This is a genomic window from Rhizobium sp. BK602 (genome assembly GCF_014195095.1).
Lineage (GTDB): Bacteria > Pseudomonadota > Alphaproteobacteria > Rhizobiales > Rhizobiaceae > Rhizobium.
This window is the reverse complement of the sequence record NZ_JACIBC010000002.1, coordinates 902,828-929,238: the sequence shown is the minus strand read 5'-3', so window position 1 is coordinate 929,238 and position 26,411 is coordinate 902,828. Positions and strand designations below refer to the sequence as shown.

Annotated in this window: 18 protein-coding genes and 3 tRNA genes; 4 read left to right on the top strand and 17 right to left on the bottom strand. The window is 60.9% G+C overall.

Annotated features, from left to right (window positions below; all coding sequences use genetic code 11):
• Positions 1–102: 102 nt before the first annotated feature.
• From FHX11_RS10050 to FHX11_RS10000, 11 genes are all read right to left on the bottom strand, one after another.
• The gene (locus tag FHX11_RS10050; RefSeq protein WP_184357428.1) at positions 103–810 is read right to left on the bottom strand and encodes a 5' DNA nuclease; all 708 of its coding nucleotides are present in this window, start codon (positions 808–810) and stop codon (positions 103–105) included.
• A gap of 9 nt (positions 811–819) precedes the next feature.
• On the bottom strand, positions 820–2,124 hold the full coding sequence (gene nuoF / locus FHX11_RS10045) for an NADH-quinone oxidoreductase subunit NuoF (RefSeq protein WP_184357427.1): 1,305 nt from the start codon (positions 2,122–2,124) through the stop codon (positions 820–822).
• Positions 2,125–2,134: 10 nt separating this feature from the next.
• Complete coding sequence (locus FHX11_RS10040; protein ID WP_184357426.1) at positions 2,135–3,295, bottom strand: NADH-quinone oxidoreductase subunit E; 1,161 nt, start codon at positions 3,293–3,295, stop codon at positions 2,135–2,137.
• A gap of 15 nt (positions 3,296–3,310) precedes the next feature.
• Positions 3,311–3,628 (bottom strand): hypothetical protein, encoded by a 318-nt coding sequence (locus tag FHX11_RS10035; RefSeq protein ID WP_184357425.1) that lies wholly within the window; start codon positions 3,626–3,628, stop codon positions 3,311–3,313.
• Positions 3,628–4,818, bottom strand: coding sequence for an NADH-quinone oxidoreductase subunit D (locus tag FHX11_RS10030; RefSeq protein WP_184357424.1), 1,191 nt, complete (start codon positions 4,816–4,818; stop codon positions 3,628–3,630). The genes FHX11_RS10035 and FHX11_RS10030 overlap by 1 nt, the downstream gene beginning before the upstream one ends.
• Before the next feature lie 60 nt (positions 4,819–4,878).
• Entirely contained in the window at positions 4,879–5,274 is a 396-nt protein-coding gene (locus FHX11_RS10025; protein ID WP_348649697.1) for a four helix bundle protein, read from the bottom strand.
• A gap of 31 nt (positions 5,275–5,305) precedes the next feature.
• On the bottom strand, positions 5,306–5,908 hold the full coding sequence (locus FHX11_RS10020; protein WP_184357422.1) for an NADH-quinone oxidoreductase subunit C: 603 nt from the start codon (positions 5,906–5,908) through the stop codon (positions 5,306–5,308).
• An 18-nt stretch (positions 5,909–5,926) separates the two neighbouring features.
• On the bottom strand, positions 5,927–6,508 hold the full coding sequence (locus tag FHX11_RS10015; RefSeq protein ID WP_184357421.1) for an NADH-quinone oxidoreductase subunit B: 582 nt from the start codon (positions 6,506–6,508) through the stop codon (positions 5,927–5,929).
• A complete protein-coding gene (locus FHX11_RS10010) occupies positions 6,499–6,864 on the bottom strand; it encodes an NADH-quinone oxidoreductase subunit A (RefSeq protein WP_028754004.1) in 366 nt (121 codons plus the stop codon). The genes FHX11_RS10015 and FHX11_RS10010 overlap by 10 nt, the downstream gene beginning before the upstream one ends.
• 262 nt (positions 6,865–7,126) lie before the next feature.
• Positions 7,127–7,203: transfer RNA gene (locus tag FHX11_RS10005), tRNA-Asp, on the bottom strand.
• A gap of 52 nt (positions 7,204–7,255) precedes the next feature.
• Positions 7,256–7,332: transfer RNA gene (locus FHX11_RS10000), tRNA-Asp, on the bottom strand.
• 390 nt (positions 7,333–7,722) lie between these two features.
• Here FHX11_RS10000 and FHX11_RS09995 point away from each other — a divergent pair.
• Positions 7,723–7,798: transfer RNA gene (locus tag FHX11_RS09995), tRNA-Val, on the top strand.
• Positions 7,799–8,241: 443 nt separating this feature from the next.
• Here FHX11_RS09995 and FHX11_RS09990 read toward each other — a convergent pair.
• From FHX11_RS09990 to FHX11_RS09965, 6 genes are all read right to left on the bottom strand, one after another.
• Positions 8,242–9,534 carry a capsular biosynthesis protein gene (locus FHX11_RS09990; RefSeq protein ID WP_184357420.1) on the bottom strand — a complete coding sequence of 431 codons (1,293 nt, stop codon included), beginning with the start codon at positions 9,532–9,534 and terminating at the stop codon, positions 8,242–8,244.
• Positions 9,531–11,108, bottom strand: coding sequence for a sulfatase-like hydrolase/transferase (locus FHX11_RS09985; protein ID WP_184357419.1), 1,578 nt, complete (start codon positions 11,106–11,108; stop codon positions 9,531–9,533). The genes FHX11_RS09990 and FHX11_RS09985 overlap by 4 nt, the downstream gene beginning before the upstream one ends.
• 141 nt (positions 11,109–11,249) lie before the next feature.
• Positions 11,250–12,104, bottom strand: a complete 855-nt coding sequence (locus tag FHX11_RS09980) for an SDR family oxidoreductase (protein WP_184357418.1) — start codon at positions 12,102–12,104, stop codon at positions 11,250–11,252.
• 17 nt (positions 12,105–12,121) lie between these two features.
• Positions 12,122–13,534: an aminotransferase class I/II-fold pyridoxal phosphate-dependent enzyme gene (locus tag FHX11_RS09975; protein WP_184357417.1), complete on the bottom strand. Its 1,413-nt coding sequence runs from the start codon at positions 13,532–13,534 to the stop codon at positions 12,122–12,124.
• A complete protein-coding gene (locus tag FHX11_RS09970) occupies positions 13,531–21,003 on the bottom strand; it encodes a type I polyketide synthase (protein ID WP_184357416.1) in 7,473 nt (2,490 codons plus the stop codon). The genes FHX11_RS09975 and FHX11_RS09970 overlap by 4 nt, the downstream gene beginning before the upstream one ends.
• A gap of 261 nt (positions 21,004–21,264) precedes the next feature.
• Positions 21,265–22,443, bottom strand: a complete 1,179-nt coding sequence (locus FHX11_RS09965; protein ID WP_184357415.1) for a polysaccharide biosynthesis/export family protein — start codon at positions 22,441–22,443, stop codon at positions 21,265–21,267.
• Between the two features lie 603 nt (positions 22,444–23,046).
• On the opposite strand from FHX11_RS09965, the gene FHX11_RS09960 reads away from it, so the two are divergent.
• From FHX11_RS09960 to FHX11_RS09950, 3 genes are all read left to right on the top strand, one after another.
• On the top strand, positions 23,047–23,907 hold the full coding sequence (locus tag FHX11_RS09960; protein ID WP_246780933.1) for a class I SAM-dependent methyltransferase: 861 nt from the start codon (positions 23,047–23,049) through the stop codon (positions 23,905–23,907).
• Between the two features lie 141 nt (positions 23,908–24,048).
• Entirely contained in the window at positions 24,049–25,134 is a 1,086-nt protein-coding gene (locus FHX11_RS09955) for a hypothetical protein (RefSeq protein ID WP_184357414.1), read from the top strand.
• Positions 25,115–26,407, top strand: coding sequence for a capsule biosynthesis protein (locus tag FHX11_RS09950; RefSeq protein WP_184357413.1), 1,293 nt, complete (start codon positions 25,115–25,117; stop codon positions 26,405–26,407). The genes FHX11_RS09955 and FHX11_RS09950 overlap by 20 nt, the downstream gene beginning before the upstream one ends.
• Positions 26,408–26,411 lie beyond the last annotated feature (4 nt).

Here is a 26,411-nt window from a genome sequence, read left to right as displayed (position 1 = left end):
CCACAAGATCCGAATTCCGGAAGCAGCCTGCGGACCCAGCCCGCACCATGCTCACCGCTCATTCGCATGCACCGGCAGCTTGGAACGCAGCCGGAGAAACCTTCATTTCCGGCCCTTCGGCTGAAGTGCCCTTGCCTGCCCTACCCAGTCGTCGCGGCGGATACGGCCGTCGAAGCCGAGTTCGGCATCGATGCGCTCGATATCCGCGTCGCTCCAAACGGCGATATCGGCATAGCGCTGAATGCCGCGTCCGTTGAGAACCTGTTCCAGCTTCGGACCGATGCCCGAAATCCGCTTCAGGTCATCCGTCTTCACCGCGGCCTTGCGGCCACTGACCGGGCTGACAGCCGGCTCGGCCACGATCGGCGCTGCAGCTTCAGCCTTGGCTTTGGTCCTAGCGGCCACCTTTACGACAGGCGCCTTCGGCGCGGCCGTCTTCACAGCTTTCACCTTGGGTGCGGCTGGCTTGGCGACCGGAGCTGCCTTGACCGGCGGCACGTCCCCTGCCCCGCTCCGCTTCGCCGTCGGCTTTTCGTCGGCGGGAACGGCATTCGTTTCATCCAGAGCCACGGCAAGCTTGCCCGCCGTTTCGGCAGCGCCCTGCATCGCGCCCAGGAAGGCGCCTGCCAGTTGCGACGAGAAGCCGAAGCCGATGGCGGTCATCGCGGCAAGTGCCGCGGCGGGATGCGCCATCAACGGATGGATCGGCAGAGCTGGCGCGTTCCGCAGCATATCCACGGCAATACGGCCGAGCTCAGCCGATGCATCGGCCGCTCCGCTGTCCTGCCTGGTATCCGCGGTCTTCGCCATCGTCCTTCCTTACTCGGCCGCTTCCAGCACCGCACCATGGCTGGTGGCGTTGGCGGTGTACTGGTCGATGCGCTTTTCGATTTCCGGACGGAAATTGCGGATCAGGCCCTGCACCGGCCATGCGGCGGCATCGCCGAGCGCACAGATAGTATGGCCTTCGATCTGCTTCGTCACCTGGAACAGCATGTCGATTTCGCGCTTCTGCGCATTGCCGCGCTCCATGCGTTCCAGCACGCGCCACATCCAGCCGGTGCCTTCGCGGCACGGCGTGCACTGGCCGCAGCTTTCATGCTTGAAGAAGGCGGAGATGCGGGCGATCGCCTTGATGATGTCGGTCGACTTGTCCATGACGATGGCCGCCGCCGTGCCGAAGGACGACTTGACCTCGCGCAGGCCGTCGAAATCCATCGGGCAATCGATGATATCGGCTGCCGGAACGACCGGGCACGATGCACCGCCGGGGATGACGGCCAGCAGATTGTCCCAACCGCCGCGAATGCCGCCACCATGCCTGTCGACCAGCTCACGGAAGGTGATGCCCATGGTTTCTTCGACCGTGCACGGACGATTGACGTGGCCGGACAGCATGAACAGCTTCGTGCCGACATTGTTCGGACGGCCGAAGGAAGAGAACCAGCCGGCGCCGCGGCGCAGGATCGTCGGGGCAACGGCGATGGATTCGACATTGTTGACGGTCGTCGGGCAGCCGTAGAGACCCATATTGGCCGGGAACGGCGGCTTCAGGCGCGGCTGGCCCTTCTTGCCTTCCAGGCTTTCGAGCAGCGCGGTTTCCTCGCCGCAGATATAAGCGCCGGCGCCATGATGGACATAAATATCAAAGTCCCAGCCGAGCTTGTTGTTTTTACCGAGCAATCCGGCATCGTAACATTCGTCGATCGCCGCCTGCAGGGCTTCGCGCTCGCGCATATATTCGCCGCGAACATAGATATAGGCGGTATTGGCGCCCATGGCGAAACCGGCGACGACGCAGCCTTCGATCAGCGTATGCGGATCGTGGCGCATGATGTCGCGGTCCTTGCAGGTGCCCGGCTCGGACTCGTCGGCATTGACGACGAGATAATGCGGACGGCCGTCGCTTTCCTTCGGCATGAAGGACCACTTGAGACCGGTCGGGAAGCCGGCGCCGCCGCGACCACGAAGGCCTGACGCCTTCATCTCGTTGATGATCCAGTCACGACCCTTTTCGAGAATCTGCTTGGTACCGTCCCAATGGCCGCGCGACATCGCGCCCTTCAGGGACTTGTCCTTGTGGCCGTAGATATTGGTAAAGATGCGATCCTGATCCTGTAACATGCTTCACCTCTTACCGCGGCTTCTTGCCGAAGACCTTGATATATTCCGCTTCGCCGCCCTTAGCGAGCGCCTTGGCCTGCTTGATCCAGTCGTCGCGCTCGATCCGGCCCTTGAAATTCAAGTAGCCATCGACCCATTCGCGCTCGGCCTTCTTCCAACCTGCGACCTGCGCAAAGGTGAAGATACCCAGTTCATGGAGGATCGACTCGATCTTCGGACCGACGCCGGAAATCAGCTTCAGGTCATCCGGAGTTGCGGGCTTTTCGATGCCGGCGGGGCGGTTCTTGTCCGTCAGCGACGGCTTCTGGGCGCTGTCGGCCTTGCTGGCCGGCGCCTTGACGGGCTCGGCGGTGGCTGTGCCGGACAGCGGCTGCGCCTCGGCTGCCTTGACGTTCTTGGCGGCGGCGACCGGTGCCGTTGCCGGCGTCTTCAGCGCTGCATTGGTTTCGGCGTCGGTGCTCTTTGCGCGAGCCGCTTCCGACGGCGGAATCGGGGCTGCATCGGCCTTGGCCGCAGCGGCGCTGCTCGCAGCCTTGCCGCTTGCACTCTTCGCCTTTGGCGCCTCGGTCGTCAGCGACGTCAACCCGCCTTCCGGTGCGGAGAAGACGCGGTCGATCTGCGGACCGGTCGGAACCTCGCGGCCCTTGCCTGCGGCGAACGCATCGATGATCTCTTCGAGACGGGCCGGCGTCAGATCCTCATAGGTATCCTTGCCGATCACGACCATCGGTGCGTTGACGCAGGCGCCCTGACATTCGACCTCTTCCCAAGAGAGCGTGCCGTCGGCGTTGCGCTCGAAGGCTTGGCTGTTGATCTTGCTCTTGCAGACCTTCATCAGCGCTTCGGAGCCGCGCAGCATGCAGGGCGTCGTGCCGCAAACCTGCACATGGGCGCGCGTACCGACCGGCTTAAGCTGGAACTGCGTATAGAAGGTCGCAACCTCGAGCGCGCGGATATAGGCCATATCAAGCATGTCGGCGATCGTCTCGATGGCCGCCTTGGTGACCCAGCCTTCCTGCTCCTGCGCGCGCATCATCAGCGGAATGATCGCTGATTGCTGGCGGCCTTCCGGGTATTTCTTGATCGTCTTTTCCGCCCAGATCGCGTTCTCCTTGTTGAAGGCGAAGGCGGCAGGCTGGAATTGATCTTCGGCTAGTCGACGAACGGACATCTTTCACGCCTTATCTCAGTTTATGGACCCACACCGCGTATCCGTCAGCGACGAAAATTCGCAGGCATAAGCCGACTGGTCTTTCTGCATAAACACAACGAACTTGCCGCCGTTCGGCACAGCGGCCTTGATTTCATAACCGCGTGACACGAGATCGGCCATGGTCGATTCCGTGCCAGGCGAACTTGCATTGTCACCCTTCGCAACGCTCGAGCTTTTGGCATTCGAACCTTGCACGGAGATGCTGGGCAGCGTCTGCGTCTTGCCGACCTGCTGGGCGGAGGCGCCCGAAGCGGCAAGAAGCGCGGCAGCGATGACCAGCCATTGCCGCATCAGCGATCCACCTCGCCGAACACGATGTCGAGCGAACCGAGCACGGCCGCGACGTCGGCGAGCTGATGGCCACGGCACATGAAATCCATGGCCTGCAGATGCGCATAGCCGGGCGCCCGGATCTTGCAGCGATACGGCTTGTTCGAACCGTCGGAGACGAGGTAGACGCCGAACTCGCCCTTCGGCGCTTCGACAGCGGCATAAACCTCGCCGGCCGGCACGTGATAGCCTTCGGTGTAGAGCTTGAAGTGATGGATCAGCGCTTCCATCGAGCGCTTCATCTCACCACGCTTCGGCGGCACGACCTTGCCGTCGAGCGACGAGACCGGACCAGTCTTGGCATCGCCGAGCAGGCGATTGACGCACTGCTTCATGATGCGGACGGACTGGCGCATTTCGATCATGCGGATGAGATAACGGTCGTAGCAGTCGCCGTTCTTGCCGATCGGAATGTCGAATTCCAGATCCGAATAGCACTCGTAGGGCTGCGAGCGGCGCAGGTCCCAGGCGGCGCCGGAGCCGCGGACCATGACGCCCGAGAAGCCCCAGGCCCAACAGTCTTCCAGCGACACCACGCCGATATCGACGTTACGCTGCTTGAAGATGCGGTTGCCGGTCAGCAGGTCGTCGATGTCGTCGAGCGCCTTCAGGAAGGGATCGCACCAGTCGCCGATATCCTGGACGAGCTTTTCCGGCAGGTCCTGGTGAACGCCGCCCGGACGGACATAGGCGGCATGCATGCGCGAGCCGGAGGCGCGCTCATAGAACACCATCAGCTTTTCGCGCTCTTCGAAGCCCCAGAGCGGCGGCGTCAGCGCGCCGACGTCCATGGCCTGCGTCGTGACGTTCAGAAGATGCGACAGGATGCGGCCGATTTCCGAATAGAGCACGCGGATCAGCTGGCCACGGATCGGGATATCGATGCCGAGCAGCTTTTCGACGGCCAGCGCATAAGCATGTTCCTGGTTCATCGGCGCCACGTAGTCGAGGCGATCGAAGTAAGGAACGGCCTGCAGGTAGGTCTTCGTTTCGATCAGCTTTTCCGTGCCGCGATGCAGCAGGCCGATATGCGGATCGACGCGTTCCACAATTTCGCCGTCCAGCTCGAGGACAAGACGCAAAACGCCGTGCGCAGCCGGATGCTGCGGGCCGAAATTGATGTTGAAGTTGCGAACGTTGTGTTCTGTCATTGCAATCCGCTCCGCTTATTGCAGGCATTAGCCAGTAGGCAATAGGCAATAGTGTAATCGTTAGCTCTCATATCCATGTCGTTCGTCCTGCGACCGGCGTATCAGCGACCGCAGCATCCTTCCGATTTCATCGTTCATCGACATCGCCAGCTTGATTTTCTCCGAGGCGACGACGCCTACACGCGTCGAAAGTATCAGATGCGTCTCCAATTCCTTTAGCGAACCTTGCGCAATCTTCAGGTGATGCACGTAAGCCCCCGTGGCCTCTCGTCCATAACCCTCCGCGATATTTGCCGCGATCGACACAGATGCCCGCCGTATTTGCGAAACCAAGCCGTAAATCTCTTCCTTCGGAAATTCCTTAGTAAGAGCGTAACATTCAACAGCAAGATCCATGGCGCGCTGCCATACCGTAAGGTCCTGGTAGGAATTAATCGCCGTTTGCCATTCTCCTATTGCCTATTGGCTACTGCCTATTGCCTCAAGCTTACTGCTTCGCCTTCTCGTCGCCGGGCAGCACATAGTCGGTGCCTTCCCACGGAGAGAGAAAGTCGAAGTTGCGGAATTCCTGCTTCAGCTCGACCGGCTCGTAGACGACGCGCTTGGCGGCATCATCGTAGCGAACTTCGACGAAGCCGGTGGTTGGGAAATCCTTGCGAAGCGGGTGACCTTCGAAACCATAGTCCGTCAGCAGGCGGCGCAGGTCCGGATGGCCGGTGAACAGCACGCCGTACATGTCCCAGGTTTCGCGCTCGAACCAATCGGCGCCGGGATAGACGCCGCAAGCCGACGGGACCGCCTGGTCCTCGGCGACGGGCACCTTGACGCGGATGCGAAGGTTCTTCTTCGGCGACAGCAGGTGATAGACCACATCGAAGCGGTCGGGACGCTGCGGCCAGTCGACGCCACAAATATCCGTCATGTTGACGAAACCGCACTTGGCGTCGTCGCGCAGGAACGTCAGCAGCGCAATCACGTTTTCTGCCGTCGTCGTCACCGTCAGTTCGCCGTACTTGATCTCGGAAAACGAGATCAGAGCGCCGCGAACTTCCGAGAGATAGGTGGCGAGTTCGTTCAGGGCTTCACTCATAATGCCTTGTCCCCTGCCTTACCGTTCGATCGTGCCGGTGCGCCGGATCTTCTTCTGCAGCAGAAGCACGCCGTAAAGCAGCGCCTCCGCCGTGGGAGGACAGCCCGGTATATAGATGTCGATCGGAACGATGCGGTCGCAGCCGCGCACGACCGAATAGGAATAGTGATAGTAGCCGCCGCCATTGGCGCAGGAGCCCATCGAAATGACATATCGCGGCTCCGGCATCTGGTCGTAGACCTTGCGCAGGGCCGGAGCCATCTTGTTGGTCAGCGTGCCGGCGACGATCATGACGTCGGACTGGCGCGGCGAGGCGCGCGGCGCGAAGCCGAAGCGCTCGACGTCGTAGCGCGGCATCGAAACCTGCATCATTTCCACGGCGCAGCAAGCAAGACCGAAGGTCATCCACATCAGCGAGCCCGTACGAGCCCAATTGATCAGCTCATCGGTCGAGGTGACCAGGAAACCCTTGTCGGCGAGCTCGTTGTTGATCTCGCCGAAGAACGGATCGTTGCTGCCAACCGGCTTGCCGGTCGCGGGATCGATGATCCCCTTCGGCTGCGGCGCAACGAGCGTCGTGTTGCTATGGGCTACTCCCATTCGAGCGCTCCCTTCTTCCATTCATAGATAAAGCCGATGGTCAGCACCGCCAGGAACACCATCATCGACCAGAACCCGAACCAGCCGATCGCACCGAAGGATACGGCCCAGGGGAAAAGGAAGGCGACTTCCAGATCGAAGATGATGAAGAGGATCGACACCAGGTAGAAACGGATATCGAACTTCATGCGGGCGTCATCGAATGCGTTGAAGCCGCATTCATAGGCCGACAGCTTTTCCGAATCGGGCGCCTTGAAGGCGACGGCAAACGGCGTGATCAACAGCGCCAGGCCGATCACTACGGCAATACCAATGAAAATCGCTATCGGAATATAGGAACTGAGCAGTCCAGTCATCATGTCCATCCCTGCTTGCCGTAAGCGCCGGGCGGCGCTTTTGGGCAAATGCCCAAAGCCAAGCGAAAGAGCGTTGCAACAGAGCCGTGGTTAGCGCAGGCGGAGCGCGCGCGCAAGCCTTTTGAATGCATCGTTTCAAGCACTATCGAGCCGGGCTTATCAATGTGTTGCAACGATATCGCGACAAATCGGCGCAAACGCGAAAAGGCTCTTTCGCAGTCGCAAAAAATTGATGTTTGATTGTAATGACTTGAAGAAAGAATGGCGCGAGTGACGGGGCTCGAACCCGCGACCTCCGGCGTGACAGGCCGGCACTCTAACCGACTGAGCTACACCCGCGCATAGTTTGACCTTGCGGCCCAGCGGAAAGCCCGGAATTGCTGCTTTGAAATGGCGCGAGTGACGGGGCTCGAACCCGCGACCTCCGGCGTGACAGGCCGGCACTCTAACCGACTGAGCTACACCCGCATTCATTTCAAGCATTCCGGATGCTTTCGCACCCATCAAAGCGGCCTCGCCGTTCGATGAGCGGCTAACTACGGGGTTCGTGTTTGGGTGTCAAGCAGGTTTGAATACAAATCCATGACAGATGACAATTTGTTTTCAGAACCGCCGCCGACAATTTTCCGCCCCGGCGTTTTATCATGGCAGCATCGCGCCCTGCGCATTTCAAAACGAGCTGATACACTCGCCCTCGCCGCGCCTGCTTTCGCAAGAATGCATATTGTTGATAACCTTGCCCGACGCCATGCGATCAAAAAAATCAAAAAATCTTCACAAACACTCTTGCGGTTTTTCCTCGTTACGCATAGATCACGGCCACCGAAACGCAGCGGTCACTTGCATCGCTTCGCGGAAGGGCGATTAGCTCAGTTGGTAGAGCGCCTCGTTTACACCGAGGATGTCGGGAGTTCGAGTCTCTCATCGCCCACCATTTTTCCAAAAGAAAAGAATGATCCGGCTGGGCGTTCAGCTTGCCGTCTTGCCTGTCGCCCTCGTCGCTTCGGGGAGAGAGCGCTATATCCCTCGCAAAAATGGAATCGGCGCACGCCGAGGCGTGGCGCTCAGTAATTGCCCGTGATGACGATCGTCAAAAGCACTGCTGAGACAAGCACGAGGGCTGCGATGATCGCCAGCAGCTCCTTCAGCATGAACCGTTCCATCTTACTGCCATCCATGACGTTTGCTCCCGGCAAACCATATCTTCGCTCTTCGTCCCAACATCGAATCGCTGCGTTCAGTGTACTCACGAATCCCTATGTAAGCAGCCGTCGTGTCAATTTCAGGGTCGGCGACCCGACGAATGCCCCGATGACTGTCCGAGAATGAATTATTGCGCTTTTCCGAAGCTGATCATGCCATTCCGCCCTGACGGAATCAGGGGACGTCGATCTTTACCGGTCTCTGCCGCGGCGGCGGGTCGATATAGGCATCCGGAAGGTTGACGGTTCGCGTCACAAGGCGCTCCGCGATCGCGGCCGCAGCCGCGCGAGCACCCGCCCGGGAATAGAAATTCCCGCGTACCTGTATGGATTCGGCCAGCAATTTCAAAAAAGCATGGCGAAGATCGGCGGACGGCGCTTCGGGCTTTCCCCAGAAAAGATCGAGCGGCTTTTGGTCGGTCAGGCCTTCGATATCGTAGATGGCGGCGCCTAGCACCTTTACCGGCTTGCCGGCCTGCAGGGCCGAAAGTGCGGCGGTGGAATTGACCGTTACCATGCCGTCGCTTGCCGCGATCAACTTTTCGAGATTGCCGCCGTCAATGAAGTGAACACGGGAGGAAAGGGCAAGGGGAATACCGATGCTGTCGATATAGAGGTTCCAGTCGACGAGCCCGTTGTCGAGCGGATGCAGTTTCACGACCAGATGCATGTCGGGCGCGGCATGAACAGCGAACGAGCGCATGATCTGGCGGATGGCGTCCTGCTGCCGGTGGAAGGGAGAATGCGCGCGCAGCTGAAAATCGGTCTGAAGCTGCAATGGGTAGACGAAGAATCCCGCATTCCCGGCGATCAGAGCGTCGATCGTCGCCTCAGCCTCCCTCGCCCGCCTGCCGCTCGCCGGCAGGCGGCGCAGCCAGCCGGCATATTCGACCAGCGGATGATAGAGCGCGTGGCGCCGGTAGCCGGGATACAGGAACCATAGGAAGGCGTTCGGAAGATTATAGAGAAGGTCGTAGGCCGCCTCGGCCAGGAAGCTATGACTGAAGCGGCGCGTCCAATCCGGCTCGGGCAGCTTCGCCGCCGCCTGCATGATATGCCGGGGATCGGCGGGAAAGCGGGAATTGGACGACATTCCATTACGCTCGAGCGTAACCCAGTCCGGCCGCAAATAGCCCATCTCGATAACCGCGACCTCGACGCCCAACCGCCGCGCCTCTTCGATGGCCACGCGATGATAGGGACGCTCCTCACCGAGCAGAATCAGATCGGTCACCTTGTCGGTTTCGATGCGCCGGCGCACATAATCGCGCCAGCCGGCGAAGCCGCCGCGATAGTTGAAGACGTCGCGGCCATGCCAGAACATCCAGTCGCCGGGGTTCAGATTGATGCGGATGCAGCGGCAGCCTGCCGCCTCCAACCTCCGGGCGGTCTCGACAAACAACGGCGACGACGGGCCCTGCAGGAAAAGGAAGACGCGCGCGGCAGCCCCCTGCCCGCCAGCCATCATTCCGGAACCTCGCTGCTGAGGCCGGCATAGCGCAGCAGGGTGCCGACGAGGTTCCAGGGCGCCTCTTCCCGCGCCGGTGCCGGCTTTTGCGAATGCGCCCGCGCCCGGCCAAGCGGGACGATGACGTAATCCGTACGCGGATCGGGGAACGGGTCGGCGAAGGCTTTCAGGAGCGGTGCATGATCGCCATAGAACAGAAGCCAGACGGGACGGTCGAGCCTGTCGAGATGATGGGCGAGATTGCCAAGCGCATGGTCGGCGCGCATCAGGAGCTCGCTGTAGATATCCACCGGGTCGGTCAGGTCGCCGCAGCGGCCGGGCTCCCAGGGACCATGATTCGCCATCGAGGCGACGAAGACGAAATTCTTCGCCTCGCCGCCTTCCTCGATCGCGCGAATCACGCTCTTCGTCAGTGCGAGATCGCTGACATAGGGGCCGTCGCGCTCTGGCCTGTGGTCGAATTCGTCCAGCATCATCATCCGGTCGAAGCCGAGCTGCGGCAGAGCCTTGTGGCGCAGGAAGAAGGTCTTGTCGTAGGGATGGATGAACTGCGTCTGCCAGCCGGCCTTCTTCAACCGCGCCGGCCAGACCACATCCTTGTAGTGGCTGGCGCGCAGATAGGGATAACTGGCGTCGATATGGACGTTTTCGGGCAAAAGGCCGCTCAGCACCGCGAATTCGGTGCGCAGCGTATAGCCGCCCTCGAAGACACTGGTCATCCGCCCCCATTGCGCCGCCTGATTCCGCAGGCGGTCGAGATTGGGCAGCTTGACGTTCTCGGCACCGAAATGGCGCAGATCGATGAAGGATTCGGACTGCCAGACCACGATCAGCGGCTCATCGTCGCCATGCTCCCAAAGTTCGTGGAGAGCCGAGATGAAGCGCTCGGACAATTGCGTGACGATGGCCTCTCGCCGGACACCGACCCAGATGACGAAATGAAAGACGACAGATGCGAAGGTACCGAACCTGACCGTATCCTTCTTCACGTCAACCTTGCCGAGCACCATCTGCGTGAAGCGGCAGACCGGATCGCTGACGGCCCGGCTGAACAGGGCGAACCAGGGCCCGAAGGCCACGATCAGCATGACGAGAACCCACAGGAAACCGTTGCGCTCGGGCAGGATCGACGGCTCGAAATACATATAGAGACCGCTGACGCCGAACACATAGGAAAGCGCGATCACCCAGAAGACGATGTTCAGGGACGTCGCGTAGAAAATTTCCTTGTATTTGAAGACATCGACCACCAGCGCGATGTCGGAAAAGACCAGGGGCTCGCGGATGAACTGGAACTTTGCGCGCGAAATGCCGGTAAAGATGACGAAGAAGGAGATCGCGCCCTGCGCGCCGTAGAGCGGACGCCAGGAGATCGCGAAAAAGCCGGCATAGACGAGCGCGATCACCGGAACCCTGCTGGCCCACTCAAAGGCCAGCCGGCTCCAGCTTCGCTCGGTATGATTTTGCCTGTTGACGGCGGCCGGCATCGCGAAAGGATCGGTCAAAAAGATGACCAAGCAGGAGAACGCGAAGCAGATAAGCGTCAAAAGAGCCGGAAAATCATGAAGCCTCAATAGTATAGCGTCCCAATATCAGCCAATCGCCTTGCTTTTCCAACCCCGGAAGAACAAGGCCCCCAAATTCAAATTGCGATGTCGACCGCACGTCCCCATGCCAAAGACGCGACATCGCCAGCGGGTTGTGCAAACCCGCGCTTACCTCCCGCGATCAAAGCCTTCGTCGACCGCCTCGACAAGACTTCCCTGCCGTTCTTGCCCAGTTATTTTTCGTATTTTGCGGGAAAACCACCATATCAGCGCCGGTTTTACCAATGGACCGAAATAAGCGAGCGCTGTCAGCGTCGGTCCGAAATGGATTTGCCGCCGGCCGCGGTCGAGCCCGCGGACGATCCTGGCCGCCACGGCTTCGGCGCTCCATGGCTTGACCGTGCCCATCAATAGCTCCGCTTGGGGAGGCCGCATCGACATCTCGCGGCGATATTGCGGCGTGAGCGTATCCGGCGGGAAGCAGATGGAGACGCGAATACCGAAAACAGCCGCCTCGACGCCCAGGGCCTCTGCAAAGCCGGTCAACGCCGACTTGGAGGCGCAATAGGCGCCATAGCCATAGATGCCGATCAGCGCGGCCCCCGAGGAGACCAGCATGATCTTGCCGCTGCGACGCGCCTTCATGCCGCTGTAGACCACACGCACCGCATTGGCGGTGCCCAGCAGATTGGTGGCAATCTGTTCGTCGAAGACATCCGCCGGCATTTCGTCGAAAGCACAGGGCTCGACGATGCCGGCCGAGGCAATGAGGATATCGCAGGGGCCGAAAGAGCGTTCGCAGATGCCGACGGCCTCCTGTACCTGACTGGCGGAGGCGACGTCGGCCGACGCGATCTGAATGCGGGAAGGATCGACCCCGGACAGGGCGACAAGTTCGCCGAGCGCCTGTTCCAGGCGGCCGGAATGACGGGCAAGCAGGGAGATGCGATCGCCGCGGAGGGCATAGAGCCTGGCTATCGCCAGGCCGATCCCGCTTGAGCCCCCGGTGACGATAACATGCATGAACGATCGCCCTGACGTTATGGCTTGCCGGAACCCTGGCGCATCGGCAACAATTGCATCACCTTGTCCATATCGATCGACCCTAGGCCGAAATTCCGATCCTGTAAATCTTTGAGCTTTCCGGCGGTTAGGGCGACGGAATGCCGGATCTGCTCCTCGGTGTGATCGCAGGTGATGAAGAAGCGCAGGCGCGCCATGCCTTCGGGCACGGCGGGATGAATGATGGGCAGCACATTGACGCCCTCGCTCAACAGATCGTTGGAAAGCTGCACGGCGCGCAGCGAATCACCGACAATGACCGGAACGACGGAGAAACCTAGGCTCAGGCCGGTGTCGAGCCCGGCCTCCCGGGCGCATTGCAGAAAAAGATTGCCGTTGCGCTTCAGCCGGGCAACCCGATCCGGCTCGGCTTCCAGTATGCGCAAGCCGGCAATGGCGGCACTTGCCAGGACGGGGGCGAGACCGACACTATAGACGAAACCGCCGGCCTCGGCCTTCAGGATATCGGCCAGCGCGCTGCTGCCGGCGATATAGCCACCGCAGCTCGATGTCGTCTTCGACAGCGTTCCCATCCAGATGTCGACGTCGCGTGGATCGATCCCGAAATGCTCGAAGGTGCCGCGGCCCTTTTCGCCGAGAATGCCGAGCGCATGCGCCTCGTCCACCATCAGCCAGAAGCCGTAGCGCTCCTTCAACTCCAGTAGGGCCGGTAGATCGGCGATGTCGCCGTCCATGGAATAGACGCCCTCGACGATCACCAGGATGCGCCGGAAGTCGGAGGAAAGCGTCTTCAGGATGCTTTCCAGATTTTCCGCATCATTGTGCTTGAACAGCCGCCGCGCCGCGCCGGAAAGCTTGATGCCGGCAAGGGCGCTGTTGTGGATGAACTCGTCATGGATCACGAGATCCTGCGGCCCCATCAGGCAGCCGATCGTCGCGACATTGGTCAGATATCCGCTGACGAAGCAGACGGCGGCATCGACGCCGTAAACTTCCGCGAGCCGCTGCTCCAGCTCGACATGCACGGGGCGCTCCCCGGCGACGAGCCGGCTCGCCGAAGCGGAAATGCCGAAGCGGTCGATCGCTTCCTTGGCCCTTGCCGCGACCAGCGGGTCCTTGTTGGTGGCGAGATAGTCATAGGAGGCGAAGTTGATGAATTCGCGTCCGCCCATCCGCGTCGTCGCGCCGGCGGCGACATCATGCGAGCGATAGAAGGGATTGGCGATCCCCGCCATCTCGCCCGCGAGCTTCTGCGTCATCACCCGCTTGTATTCCGGCAGGTCCTCGAAGCGGATCGCCTGGCGCGCCGGCGGCTGCGTCTGCCGGTTCAGGCGCTGCGCCCGATTGCGCCCGGAAGATTCACCGACGCGGCGCATCTGCTCGAGCAGGCTGCTCTTCTTGTCCCCCGCCGGGATATCGTCCTGCGTCATGACTGCACGGCCTTCTTCTCTTGCAGGGAATGGCTCTGCACCAAGCGGCTGACCACCTGATCCTCGCTCGCCGCCGAGCTTTCGGCCGCTTCACCGCCACGGTTCATGACACGATCGCGCAAACGGCTGACGACATCGCTGACCGTGGTCCCCTCGCCGACACCGCTCAAGGGGATGTCGAACCCCGTCTTCTGCTGGAAACTCATGCCGAGCTCCATCGCCATCAGGCTGTCGAGGCCGATATCCTTCAAAACCTTGTCGGGCGTGATCGTGTCCTCGGTGACGCGCAGGATCGCGGCGATCTCGGAGGCGACGAGCGCGTGCAAGGCAGCTTGCGCCTCATCTTCGGACTTGCCCTTGATCAGCTCGCGAAGATCGATGGTATCGCCGTCGTTCAGGGCCTGCTGGCTGCCGGCATGGCGCATCAGCGGCTCGAACAGCGATTGTCCGGCGATCGGCAGCATGCGGACAGCAGTCCAATCGATCTCCGCGATCATGACGGCGGCAGCCCCCACCTTACCGGTGTCGGCGAGCATATAATGCTCGACCTGCGCCAAGGCATCGCGTGCCTTCAAGGCGGCCTTACCGATACGTTTGGACAGAAGCTCGTTCACCTCGCTGTTGCGAGCGAGGAAGCCCCTGTCGGCGATGGCGCCGAAACCGACCGCAAGGCCCGGCAAACCCGCCGCTCGGCGTGCGCGTGCCAGACCCTCGAGATAGCCGTTGGCGGCCACATAATTCGCCTGCCCAGGATTGCCGAGCATCGTCGTTGCCGACGAAAACAGCAGGAACACCTCGAGAGGGTCGTAGCGGGTCAAGCGATCGAGAATGGCGGCGCCGCGGATCTTGACATCGAGCACCGGCCGGTTGCGATCCGGCGTGAGATTGGCGAGCAGCGCATCGTCCAGAACCATGGCCGCATGGATGACGCCCCTGAGCGCGCCTTCGGAGCGAAGTGAACCAAGCAGGGTTTCGACGGCCATCTCATTGGTAATATCGCAGGCGTGCAGCGTTGCCAGGACGCCCTTCTTCTCCCATTCGCCGAGAGCCTTGCGCGTTTCGTCGTCGGCAAGGCCGCGGCGCGAGCACAGTGCGATACGACGCGCACCCTTGGCAACCAGCCAATCGGCGGCCGTCAGACCGAAACCGCCAATGCCGCCGGCCACGAGAAAGACGCCATCCGGATCGAGCCGCAACGATTTGCCTGGTGCCGGCAGGACGCGGTCGACGCCGAGAACCGGCGGACGGACGACGATCTTGCCGATATGGCCGGCATTCTGCATCAGCCGGAACGCACTGCCGATCTCATCGTAACCGAAGGCGCGATAGGGCAGCGGCGACAGCTTGTGCTCGGCAAAGAGCTGGCCAATCTCCGCGAAAATCCGCTTTGTCAGCGCCGGCGCATTCACCAGCAGCTGATCGGCATCGATGCCGAAATAGCTGATATTGCGGCGGAAGGGACGCAGACCGATCTTGCGGTCGGAATAATAGTCGCGCTTGCCAAGTTCCAGGAAGCGCCCGAACGGCTTGACCAGCTCGATGCTGCGTTCCATCGCCTCGGAGAACAGAGAGTTCAGCACGAGGTCCACGCCTTCGCCCTTCGTGATCTGGCGAACGCCGGCGACGAAATCCAGAGAGCGGGAATCGAGCACATGATCGGCCCCCAGCATCTCCAGGAAACGACGCTTCTCGACCGTGCCCGCCGTGGCAATCACGCGGGCGCCCTTGAGCTTGGCAATCTGGAGCGCGGCCAGTCCGACACCGCCGGCCGCGCCATGGATCAGGATCGTTTCCCCCGGCTGTATCCGCCCGAGCTCGACCATCGCATAATAGGCCGTCAGGAAGGCGACCGGCACGGTTGCCGCGGCAACCGTTCCCATTGTCTCCGGCAATTTGGTAACGCCATCGCGGCGCACGCGCACATGGGTCGAGAATGCGGCTGGACCAATCCCCATGACCTTGTCGCCGGGCTGGATATCGTCGACGCCGGACCCTATGGCCAGCACTCGGCCAGCGAATTCCATGCCGATGGTCGCGCCGGCGAAACCGTCCTCCAGCGCCTCTTCCGGCAGTAGGCCCATGGCCCACATGACATCGCGGAAATTGAGGCCCGTGGCTTCGACGGCGATCACCACCTCGCCGTCCGACGGCGTCGGCGGGCTTGTCTCTTCCCAGACGACGCTGTCGAGCCTGCCGCTCGCATGCTGCCGGATCGTGGCCGCAAGCACGTCGCGGCGGCTGGCGTCCGTCGCGGCAAAGGGGCCTGCCGCCGCCCGGACTTCGCGGATATTGCCGCTTGCCCGCTCCAGCATCCATTCCCTGTTACCGGTCTTGGCGGACAGTATGGTCTCGACAGCGGCGATCGTCCGTTTGTCATCCGTCTCCGCGTCGAGAAGGTGCACGTCGAGGAGGTCGTATTCGTTCTGCAACACCCGCGCGAAGGTCCAGAGACCGGCATTGGCGCCATCGATCCGCTCGTCGGCAAGCGGCGAGCCACCCGGAGCGACGATCACCAGACGCGGCCGGTCATGAGCGCCGGCGTGGCGCGCCAAGCTGTCGGCCAGCGATGCGAATGTCTGCAACCGTGTCAGCGACAGTTCGGACGCATCTCGGCCGTCTTGTCGTTCCGCCTCGTAGAGAATATGCAGCGGTTGATGCTCGAGCGACGCCAGGATGGCGGCGAAATCCGCCGGCGTTTTCGAAACGTCGACGATGGTGGCTTGCCGGCCGGAAATGCCTGCCTTGCGCTCTTTCCGCTCGGACAGGACAAGCAGCGGCACGGCGGCATCGTATAAACCGGAGGCGGTTTCCGCCTGGCGTTCAGACGCGGCGACGGCGGCTATCAACGCCCCTTCCGGGAATACCAGCTCTTCCACCTGCGCCTTGCCGAAGCCAAGCGTCGCGAAGACGTCCTCGACATGTTCCCGCGTACCGAGCTGGCCGACCGGGAACTCGGGCGACGGGCTGCCGGCGAACCATCCCGCCGAAAGACCGAAGGCGAAATCATTGAAGGGGCTCGGGGCGCGATCGGTAAACAAGAGTTGCCCGCCACGCGCCGCAGCGGCGCGCACTGCAGTCTTCACCCCCTCGTCATGCGACAGAAGATGCTGGCTCTGATCGCCCGATGCAATGACGATATCGGCAATGGGCTGGTCCGCGAGCTCTGCGGTTTCCGTTACGATGACATTCGCATCACGCTCGAAGGCAATCTCGAGCGCGCGGCGCACCTGCTCGCGCGGCTCCGCGATGATCAAGCTGGCGCCGGCCTTGGCCGCGATTTCGGCCAGCCGGCAGCTGACGGCTGCGGATGTGGACCCGGCTTCCAGAATATGGCCGACGGTGCCGGCATTGGCTTCCAGCGATGCCGATAGCGCTTCGGCGATCATCGAAAACCGCCTGCCGCTCAGGGGGGCATGAATCAGAACATGCTCCAGCGTGGCTCCGCCGATCGCATGACCGGCTGTCTTGGCGGATGTTTGACCCAAGATATGCGTGTGGACCGAGAGGAGACGCTCGAGCGCCTCGCGATGGGCGTTGTTGACGAGAACGGCCTCGGCCACGCGGCCGGCATCCTCGCGATAAAGCTCCTGCAGGACATCACTGACCGGCGGCAAGGTGAAGTCCGATGGGACATGCCACTCGCCATCGCCGGCCGAAGCTATACCGGCATCCTCGAGAATATAGAGGCAATTGACGAGGAAGGAGCGGAATTCCGGTTCCTCCGGAAGGCTCGCAAGCGCGACCGCTCCATTCCTGTCGGCAAGCGCCAATGCGATCTCGTGGCATGCCCGGTAGATCGCCGCATCCAGAAGCAGGGTGGAGTTGTTGAACGGATGCGCCGCATCGACGGCGCGCAATGCCGCTATGTCCGGTACCGCGATATCCGAACCGGCCGAGCGTCCGAAGATCGCCGACGGAACGGTCTCATAATGGAAGGCGACGGAAGCGAGCGTCGTATGCCGGCGCAAGAATGTGCGGCGGAAGCGGCAATCGTCGAACACCGCGATCTGGCCGCCATCCGCATCCAGCATGCGGAACCGGGCCTTGACGGAATTCGGGCTGAAACGCTCGATCTCGATGATCGCCTTGGCAATCGGCCGGCCCCTGCCCGATACTCGCACCGAGCCGAAACGGACCGGAATATAGGGGGCGCCGGCCTCGTCGCCGGACAGCTGATCGAACAGCGCCACAAGACCATGGAAGGCCGCGTCGACCGACATGGGATTGAGATTGTAAGCCACGAAGGGATGGGTCGGCGCGGCCGCCGGCTTCAGGTCCACTTCGATGACATTGCGCCCAAACGCCACCGCCTTCGACAAAAGCTGGAAATGCGGGCCGTATTGCAGCCCGAAGCGCTCCGCCGTGTCATAGGTCTTTTCCGCCGTCAGGACGGATTTTCGCCCTTCGGACCGGCGGACGATCCGCTCCTCGGTGAGGTCGCGGTCGATCGGTTTGCGGCCGCGGGCGACGGCGTGAACCGTCCAGTCATCGTTGCTCAACCGCTCGCGCGAGCGAATTTCGATATCGCCGGTCTCCGCCGACAGGATCGTCGACAGTTCGGTGATCCGGTCCTGACGCAGTTCCAGGGGCCTGACGATTTCCAGATTGCCGAGTTCGACCTCGTCGGTCTCGTAATATTGCCTGATGGCATTGACGGCGATCTCGATGAAACCGCTCCCCGGAAGGATCGCCTTGCCATCGACGACATGCTCGGCGAGGTCGGCGAAAAGATGCGCATCGAGATGGTTTTTCCAGCTGGAGCCGTTGGGGTCCGTGCGCCAGCCGAGCAACGTATAAGAGCTCTTGCCGTCGCGGCCGAAAATGTCGATCTCATCCGTAGTCGGTTGCGACCGCAGCTCCACCGGCTCGAACGGCAAGGATGGCAGCCTGACGAAGGCATTGCGCGTGGCACTGCCGCGCGAGCGTAGCGCCGGCGCGCCATGGGCAACGGCACGCGCGAAGGATTGCGATACGGGATCGCGGCCGGCAAGCGGTGTCTCGCGCAGCAATGTCGGGATGGTAACCGCCTGAACGGATGCCTGTCTGGCGATCTCCATCACGTAGTTCGACAGGATCGGACGTGGCGCGATTTCGATGAACAGGTTGCAGCCCATCGCCATCGCGGCTTGACAGCCTGCCTTGAACAGCACGGGATCGCGGACATTGCGCCACCAATAATGCGCATCGAGCAAACGGCCGTCGCGGTGCTCGCCCGTCACCGTCGAAATGAACGGGACGGTGCTGGTGTCCGGTGCGACATCGGGCAGATCCGCGAGAAAGACATCCTTCGCCCGATCGATGATGGGGTGATGGAAGGGATAATTGATGTCGAGGACATGCGCCACGATCTGCGACTTGCGGGCGGCGTCCCTGAACGCCTCGATCTCATGCGTCGGACCGGAGATCGTCACCGAATTCGGGGCGTTGATCGCGGCAATGCAGATATCGTTCAAGCCGTGCGACCGGGCGAAGGAGAGCGCCGCGTCTTCATTGAGGACGACCGCCGCCATCTTGCCCTCGCCGGCAAGAAGATCCTGATGCACGGAACGCTTGGCAACGATCGCGACCGCTTCGGCGGCCGTCAGGGCCTTGGCGGCGTAGGCGGCTGCGATTTCCCCGACGGAGTGGCCGAGGACGACATCGGGCTTAACGCCGAGCGCGGCGAGACAATCCGACAGGGAGGCCTGGACGGCAAACAGCAAGGGCTGGGCGATCTTGGTATCGGCAAGCCGCTGGGACAGGTCGGCGGCGACCAGAAGATCGGTCAGCTTCTCACCGAGATAATATTCGAAGAGCGCGCTGAACGACTGGAAACATTGCCGGAAATGGCGGTTTTCCTGATAGGCCTCGATACCCATGCCCGCCCATTGCGAGCCATTGCCGGAAAAGACGAAGGCGATCTTGGCGGTCTGGCCCGGCACTTCGCCCGCCTCCCCGACCGAGCTTTCCCCGGAAAGATGCCCGTCGATCGCGGCCAGTATCGCCGCGCTATCCTTGGCCTTGGCAGCGAAGCGATGGCGCATCGGCTCGCGATTGGCCGCGGCGGATGCGATAATCTGCCGGGCTTCCTTCGGTTCCGCACGCTTCAAACGGTCCCTGTAATCCTCAAGCAGCTTCGACAGCGCCGAAGCCGTGTGTGCGCTCGCGACGAAAACGGCGCCGTCGCCGCGCATCTGCGGCTCTGGCGGCGCGACCGGATCGGGATCGCTGATGACCACATGCGCATTCGTGCCGCCGAAACCGAAGGAATTGATGCCGGCGAAGCGCGGATATTTGGCCGGAAGAAGCTCGGTGCCCGAGGTATTGACCCGAACGTTCAACCCTTCGAAGTCGATATTTTCATTCGGCTGCTCGAAATGCAGGGACGCCGGCAGGAAATTGTTTTCCAGCGCCAGCACCGCCTTCAGCAGGCCGAACAGGCCGGAGGCGGGCTCGGTGTGTCCGATATTGGACTTGATCGAGCCGACCGGCACGGGCGCGCGCCGGTTGCGGCCAATGACATCGCCGATCGCCCAGATTTCGGCTGGATCGCCGACCTTGGTTCCCGTGCCGTGACCCTCGACGAAGGCAATGCGATTGACGTCGATATTCTGCCCTTCATAGATCGAGCGCAACAGCTCGGCCTGCGCTTCCCGCGATGGAAGGGAAATACCGTTGGTGCGGCCGGAGGAATTGACCCCGACGGCATGGATACGCGCATAGCTGCGATCCTTCTCACGCAACGCACGGTCGGTCCGGCGAAGCACGATGGCCACGCCGCCTTCGGCGCGGACATAACCACGGCCATTGTCGTCATAGGCGCGGCAAAGCCCTTCCGGCGACAGCATGCGCGCCTGCGAAAAGCCGACGAAGGACAGCGGGTGGAGCAGCAGATTGACGCCGCCGACGATCGCCGTGTCGATATCGCCACATTCCAGCGCCCTCACCGCCTGCTCGAGCGCCACGAGCGAGGAGGAACAGGCCGTGTCGATTGTCATGCTCGGCCCGCGCAGGCCGAAAATATGCGAAATGCGGTTGGCAACGATCGACAGCGTATTACCGGTCATGAAATACGGACTGCCGGCGGCCGGGTCTTCGGCTGTCAGGTTGCCGTGGTCGAGCGACGATGCGCCAACATAGACGCCAACCTTTTCTCCCTCGAACCCATCCACGGGCAAGTTCGCGTCTTCCAAGGCGCGCCAGACGAGATTGAGCAGAATCCGCTGCTGCGGATCCATCTGCAGCGCCTCGCGCTGCGAAAGACCAAAAACAGCGGGGTCGAAGGAATAGATGTCGGCCATGACGCCGGCGGCATAGCTGTAGGTTTTTCCCTGGGTGCCGACGACCGGATGCCAGAAACGCGCGAGGTCCCAACGCTCGTCGGGGATGCAGCCAACCGTGCAACGCCCTTCCTTGAGAATGAGCTGCAGCTCTTCGATCGAACCCGCCCCCGGGGCGACACTCGCCCGTCCGATAATCTCAATCGTCATGATCTCTCGGTATTATTTCTTCACAAAAGCCTGGAACGACGAGAGCCATTCCCACCCAATGAATGTTCACACCACAATTATCTGTGGTTGTCACTGTAAAAAAGCTCTTTTGCAACGCCGAGCGCGGCAAACCTTCCGCAAAACGCGAAAATTTTTCCGAACACAACCAACGCGCCGTCGGCTATCCGGCGCATGGCGGCAGAGGATTTACGCTGGCGAACGTTCGTTCGGTTTCGCGAACAATGACGTGAGACAGGCGTCTCAGTCGCCCAAATTCGCCGCCGTTGCCGCGCCCTGGGAAGCGATCCCGAGCGGCGTACCGATCAGCGACAGGAATTTCTTTATGTCGACGGACGGATGACGCGAGACATAGATCACGTCGCGATTCTTGACCGGGAAGGTCTGGCCGACGATGAGACTGTCGGGATGCGACATGTCGAACCGATAGACGATCGGATAGCGTCCCTTCGAATCCGCCGCCATTCCCTTGCGCATCAGCGCATCGAAACGAGCGGGTCCGAGCAGGCTTCTGACGATGTCCGGCTCTTCGTAACGGAACAGGAAGAAGCCCTGGGCATTGGTCGCTTCGTCGATCGCGCCATGCCCCAATGCCACGGCCTCGAGGAGATTGAGGTCATTGGCGCCGAACTCGAGACGGCCGTCTCCCTTGATGGAGCCGAGAAGGGTGAAGGTTCTCGGATCGCGAACGAGGAAAATCTGGTCGCCGGGCTGAACGTAAATATCCTCGGAAGGATGCTCGACGATGGATTTGAGAAGCGCCGTCCCGGTCCTGCTGCCGCGAACCAAGGTGACATAGGTCTCGTAGGGCTGGGTGACGGGACCGCCGGCCTTGGCGATGACCTGAGTGATCTTTTCGCCGGTCAGGTCGAGAGGAACCAGCGACGGACGGCCGACCGCGCCGGATACCGTGACCGAACGCGACGCCGTGCCGGTGCTCGTGACGATGACGTCGGGCTCGACCGCCTTGCTTGCCAGCGCCGCGAGAACCGCCTGCCGGGCCTGTTCCAGCGTCTTGCCTGCGAACTTGACCGAGCCCGCATAGGGAATGGCAGCCGTCCCGTCCGGCTGAACGACGATATCCAGCGACACCTGCTTCGACTGCGCAGTCGAAAACAGGCCATCGGAACCGGCCTCGAAAATGGTGACCTTCAGCGAGTCGCCGATGCCGATGACCACCCGTCCGACCCCGCCGCCGATCCCGAATCGGCGATTGAGGGCGGTGGACACGTAATCGGAGACGAGGCGCGCTGTGCGGCTGTCTATGTCGACGATATCGAAGACGGCGGCATTCTTGCGCCCGAGTTCGGCGCTGGACTGCCCGGCGTCACCGTCGATCGCGCCGGCCAGGGGGCCTTCGCCCGATACGGAGTTGCATCCCGCCAACATTACGCAAATCAAGACAGCGCCTACACGATTCACTTGAATAACCTCAAAAAATCAATAGCCGCCATCACAACCGAAACCGGCCGGACCAGCGCATTATTCATAACCCCATCTGTGCCCTGAAAAGCACAATGGGCGCCCGTCAACAAGCCCATTCGCAACACACTCAGGGAAAAAATTCCAATGTGCTCTCACGGACATCTCCCATCGCGAACGACGGCGCGACCTTTGCCCTATAGGCTGAAAGCCCGAGCAACGCAATTTATCCGAGCGATCTTGCATAAATTTAAATTAATTTTTACTAAAGCGATAAGAGAGTTCGTTAAGGAATGACATCAATCAAACTCCATTTGTATTCGAGCTGTTTGCAACAGTCTGAATACTTCTGCTTTTCATCTGCATGGCCTTGCCTATCATGGCGCCGGGTTCTAAATCGTGATGGACATTAGCTGGCGGACAAATAAAAAAGCCAAGGGTTACAACACTTCGCAATCCTCCTTGCGGGATCACCACAATAGAGGCGGGCGCACCGATCCAATCCATTCAGCATGATCAGGAGAATGGATGGGGCGCTGTTTCAAGCCTCGATTGCAAGCCGGTATGGATGCCTGTCCAAACCGGAGCGAAGCATCGATAGGAATGAAGGTTTTACCGATGCTCGGCTTTCCAAAGCGATCCAAGAACAAGTCCGAAGCGCCGAAGCCTTCTCTGGAAGCGATCTTCGATCAATATGAACAGGGAAAACCCAGTCATCAGAATGCGATCGATGCCCTCCCCGGCTGGAGTTGCGCCTTTCCTCCCGCTTTCAAGCTGAAAGCCGGGAAGCTGCCTCTTTACGCCGATGACCGGATCAATTGGGCCCTGCAAACCTTCGGCTCGATCGCGGGGAAGAAGGTGCTGGAAGTCGGGCCTCTGGAAGGGATGCATACCTATATGCTGCATCGCCAGCGCCCCGCGCGAATCGATGCCATCGAGGCAAACCGGCTTTGTTTCCTGCGCTGTCTGCTGACGCGGCAGATACTCGACATCAACACCGCTTCGTTCCTGCTCGGCGACATCCAGGCGTGGCTTGCCGACCATGAGGAAGTCTATGATTTCGCCTTGGCATCCGGCGTGCTCTATCACATGGCCGATCCCGGTGAATTTCTGAAGCGGCTGGCAAGCCGCACCAACGCCGTCTTCATCTGGACGCATTTCTTCCTCGATGAGGCGATGCCCAAGGACGACGTGCGACGTCGTCCTTTCAGCGGCAAAATCGAAACGAGGATGATCGAAGGCGTGCCGCTGCGCTATTATGAGCGCAGCTACCAGCTTGCCAACTCGAATGCGTCCTTCTGCGGCGGTATGAAGGACCGGCATTTCTGGATGCATCGCGACGATATATTGGCCTTGCTGGAAAAGCTTGGATACAGCGACATCGTGATACGGGATCAGGATTTGGATCATCCCGGCGGGCCGAGTTTTTCTCTCCTGGCGCGCAAGGCGCCTGCCGCTTCGTGACGGAAGCGCGGATGCCAAAGCAGGATACCGGGAGCATTTTGGATGATCGTGACGTGCTTGAAGGCGCAGATGACCGTTTGACGGCCCCGAGGGGCCGATGCCTCCCAGCCTCCGAAAGAGCCGCGAGGCCGGAGAGCGTCCATGCTGTTTAATCTCGAATATGATCGCCGCACGGTTCTGGAAGGCTATCTCATTCCGGACGGTTTTTCCGATGAGCCGCATATTCGGGTATCGGATGCCGATGGCGAGCTGATGGTCCTGCCCTGCGATCAGGTCAAGCAGGCGGTCGTTGATTCGGGTCGCCACGAAAGCGGCCGCGTTGGTTTCAAACTCGACACCAAGATCATTCCCGATCTCGCCGAGCGCACCACGTTGATGATCCACGACGCCCGATCGGGGTTGCTGATCTACCGGCGGCCGCAGGTCGCGCAGCCGGTGCCGTTGAAAATCCTGCGGCTGGAGACCCAGCTCGTGCCGATGGTCAAGTTCGACTATCATTGCGGCCGTCATTTCCAATACGAACTGCCGTCAGTGGAGCGGTTCGGGCATGAAACGACCCTTCAGGCCTTTCATCTCAATGCCGTCCAGTCGATCTACATCAGCGGACGCCTGCTGCTGCGCAACTATGAGGAATTTCTCGACAAGGGATTCAAGGCGATCGCCCTGCTCACCGACCCCTATTACGAACTGGCCCTGCGCATCTTTCTGCTGAAGCGGATGGCCAAAACCCAGATCTCCTTCTTTGGCGATCGCGACAAGATCATTCTCGCGCCGGCGGCTGAGCATTTCGCCGAGGTCGATCTCGAAAACGAGACGTCGCTCAAGACCGCACTGAAGAAAGCACCGCTGAATGTGCGCAACGTGCTGGTCTCCCCCGTTACCCGCCAGCTCGTCACGACCACGCCGGAACAACTGGTGACGCGCGCCGACGTTGCCGCCGCGATCGATTTGCTGTCGCGCTTTACGGTGGTCGGACACGACACCGACAGCATTCATTTTCAGGATGCGATCGGCGAGCTCTTCGGCATATCGATCGGCGACCTTCCGTTGTTGTCCAGACATTCCACTCTCGAAGACGTTGCGACGAGGTTGCGTTCATTGCATATTGCCGAGCTAATGCTCGAGGAAGATTTGATCTTTGATCACTATGTGCGTGAGGCGATGAAACCGGCCGCGCCGGAATTGCGGAAAACGAGTGCAAGCCGACATGCCCAAAACAGTCATTGAAGAGACGATCGATCAGCAATATCGGCAGGCCAAGCCGGCGCGGCAACCTATTCTGCCGGCACTGTTCCGGCGCTGGGTGCCGGATCGCCGTCGACACAATGATCTGGAGGAGATCGAATATATCCCCGTGCCCGGCACGGAGGACGCCGAACCTAAGGCTGGCGGCAAGCCGCCGATCCGGCTCATCACCTTCGTCCTGTTCGTCATCGTGCCCTTTCTGGCATGCTCGGTCTATTATGCCTTCATTGCGTCGGATCAATATGTTGCCGAGGCGCGCTTTGCTGTTCGAGCCCTTTCCGGCACCAATTCGGGCGGCGATGACACGACATCCGGCAGCAATTCCGGGTCGTCGAGCATGCTCAACATGCGATCCGCCACACAGGACGCCTATGTCGTCACGAGCTTCATTCACTCAACCGAAATCCTCAAGCGCATCGGCGCGAAACTCGATTACCGATCGATGTTCGCGCGCCAGGATGCGGATTTCCTCTCCCGATTCGGCGCCTCGCAGACCGATGAGGAATTTCTGGACTATTGGACGGACCACGTCAGCGCCTATATCGACGTCTCCTCGGGCATCATCACCCTGAAGGTGCGCGCATTTACGCGGGATGATTCTCTCAAACTCTCCCAGGCAATTATCCAGGAGAGCGAGCTCCTGATCAACGAACTCTCGCAGCGGGCGCGCAACGATATCGTGCAGAGCATGCGGGCCGATGTCGAAAAAAGCGGAAAAGCCTATAGCGACACCCTGGCCGCGCTCAACCAGTTCCAGCATCAATCGGGGCTTCTCAGCCCGGAAACACAGGCCACCAGCAGCAGCACTCTGCTGACGGGACTTCTCGCACAGAAGCTCGACTTCGAAACGCGGCTCTTCGTCATGCGGCAGTCGCGCGCCGAGAATTCTCCCGCCTACCAGCAATTGACGCTTGCCCAGCAAAGTCTGCAGGAACAGATCGACAAGATGAAGACGGATCTGACCGGTCCGGAAAATGCGAGCCTTGCGAAAGCCCTGCTGGAATACTCCCGTCTGGATACGGACCGGATGATCGCGGAGAACCTCTACGCAGCCTCCCAAAAGAATTACGACACCGTGCTGGCCGAAGCGCTTCGCAAGTCGCTATATCTTGCGGTTTTCGTCAACCCGACGCTTCCCGACGAAGCCATCTTTCCACATCGGGTCACGACGCCGTTGATGATATTGCTTGCCCTGGCCGTTGTCTGGACGACCCTCTCGCTGATCTGGGCGTCCGTGGAGGATCACCGGATATAGTGAG

Bases quoted from the DNA above. Each gene is read 5' to 3' on its own strand.
- FHX11_RS10050 (WP_184357428.1), bottom strand. From the start codon at position 810: ATGGCGAAGACCGCGGATACCAGGCAGGACAGCGGAGCGGCCGATGCA.
- nuoF (WP_184357427.1), bottom strand. From the start codon at position 2,124: ATGTTACAGGATCAGGATCGCATCTTTACCAATATCTACGGCCACAAG.
- FHX11_RS10040 (WP_184357426.1), bottom strand. From the start codon at position 3,295: ATGTCCGTTCGTCGACTAGCCGAAGATCAATTCCAGCCTGCCGCCTTC.
- FHX11_RS10035 (WP_184357425.1), bottom strand. From the start codon at position 3,628: ATGCGGCAATGGCTGGTCATCGCTGCCGCGCTTCTTGCCGCTTCGGGC.
- FHX11_RS10030 (WP_184357424.1), bottom strand. From the start codon at position 4,818: ATGACAGAACACAACGTTCGCAACTTCAACATCAATTTCGGCCCGCAG.
- FHX11_RS10020 (WP_184357422.1), bottom strand. From the start codon at position 5,908: ATGAGTGAAGCCCTGAACGAACTCGCCACCTATCTCTCGGAAGTTCGC.
- FHX11_RS10015 (WP_184357421.1), bottom strand. From the start codon at position 6,508: ATGGGAGTAGCCCATAGCAACACGACGCTCGTTGCGCCGCAGCCGAAG.
- FHX11_RS10010 (WP_028754004.1), bottom strand. From the start codon at position 6,864: ATGACTGGACTGCTCAGTTCCTATATTCCGATAGCGATTTTCATTGGT.
- FHX11_RS09990 (WP_184357420.1), bottom strand. From the start codon at position 9,534: ATGATGGCTGGCGGGCAGGGGGCTGCCGCGCGCGTCTTCCTTTTCCTG.
- FHX11_RS09980 (WP_184357418.1), bottom strand. From the start codon at position 12,104: ATGCATGTTATCGTCACCGGGGGCTCAAGCGGGATCGGCCTGGCGATA.
- FHX11_RS09975 (WP_184357417.1), bottom strand. From the start codon at position 13,534: ATGACGCAGGACGATATCCCGGCGGGGGACAAGAAGAGCAGCCTGCTC.
- FHX11_RS09970 (WP_184357416.1), bottom strand. From the start codon at position 21,003: ATGACGATTGAGATTATCGGACGGGCGAGTGTCGCCCCGGGGGCGGGT.
- FHX11_RS09960 (WP_246780933.1), top strand. From the start codon at position 23,047: ATGAAGGTTTTACCGATGCTCGGCTTTCCAAAGCGATCCAAGAACAAG.
- FHX11_RS09955 (WP_184357414.1), top strand. From the start codon at position 24,049: ATGCTGTTTAATCTCGAATATGATCGCCGCACGGTTCTGGAAGGCTAT.
- FHX11_RS09950 (WP_184357413.1), top strand. From the start codon at position 25,115: ATGCCCAAAACAGTCATTGAAGAGACGATCGATCAGCAATATCGGCAG.